Below are 1,130 nucleotides of genomic sequence, written 5' to 3' on the forward strand. Positions count from 1 at the left end.
CCGGCGTGGTGCCGCCGCGGCGCGAGAGCAGGGCGAGGTGCCGCGCGCCGCGCGCCGCCAGCCACTTGGCGCATTCGAAGCCGAAGCCCTGCACGCCGCCCACCACCAGGATGGTGCCCTCGGGCGGCACCCAGGCGGGGCGGGGCGGGGTGCGCGGCATGGCGGGCGGCACCAGCACCAGCTTGCCGATGTGGCTGCTGGCCTGCAGCGCGCGGAAGGCGGCCTCCACCTCGGTGGCCTGGCGCGCCGCGTGCGGCAGCGGGTGCAGCAGCCCGTCGGCGAAGCGCTGGGCGATGTCGGTGAGCAGGCGGCGCGCCAGTATGGGCCGCGCCTTCGGCAGCTGGTCCACATCCACGCCGAAATAGGTGAGGTTGTGGCGGTAGGGGCGCAGCCCGACGCGGCGGTTCTCGAAGAAGTCCCGCTTGCCCAGCTCGACGAAGCGGCCGAAGGGCTTCACCAGCCCGAGGCTGCGCTCCATCGCCTCGCCGGCGAGCGAGTTCAGCACCACGTCCACCCCCTCCGGCCAGGCGGCGCGGAGCTGGTCGGCGAAGCCGGGGTCGCGGCTGTCCAGCACCAGCTCGGCGCCGGCGGCGCGCAGCAGGGCGCGCTTGGCCGGCGTGCCGGCGGTGGCGGCGATGCGCGCCCCCGCCGCCTGCGCCACCTGCAGCGCGGCCAGCCCCACCGCGCCGGCGCCGCCATGGATCAGCACCGTCTCGCCGGCCTCCAGGCGGGCGCAGTTCTCCAGCGCGTAGATGGCGGTGAGGAAGGCCACCGGCACGGTGGCGGCGGCGGCGAAATCCAGCCCCGGCGGCACGCGCGTCACCGCCTCGGCGCGGGTGCGCACGCGGCTGGCCAGCGCCGCGGGGGCGAAGCCGAACACCGCCTCGCCCGGGCGGAAGGCGACGTCCGGCCCGGCCTGCTCCACCACGCCGGCCATCTCCATGCCCAGCGTCGGGCCGGCGAAGCCGAGCAGCAGCGCCTCCTCCGGCAGCAGCCCCTGCGCCCACATCAGGTCGCGGAAGTTCAGCCCGGCGGCCTCGACGCGCACCACCACCTCGCCCGGGCCGGGCGGCGGCAGGTCGAGCGGCTCCCATTCCAGCGTGCCGAGCTGGCCGGGCTGGCGGATGGCC

1 protein-coding gene is annotated in these 1,130 nt (G+C 77.2%); it reads right to left on the bottom strand.

What is annotated here, in order from left to right:
* Positions 1-1,130, bottom strand: a 1,130-nt coding sequence (locus tag ACFOY6_RS24125; RefSeq protein ID WP_379652457.1) for an MDR/SDR family oxidoreductase, incomplete at both ends; no start/stop codon positions are given.

Origin of the sequence: Teichococcus aestuarii, from assembly GCF_042651065.1 — a bacterium.
Taxonomy (GTDB): domain Bacteria; phylum Pseudomonadota; class Alphaproteobacteria; order Acetobacterales; family Acetobacteraceae; genus Pseudoroseomonas; species Pseudoroseomonas aestuarii.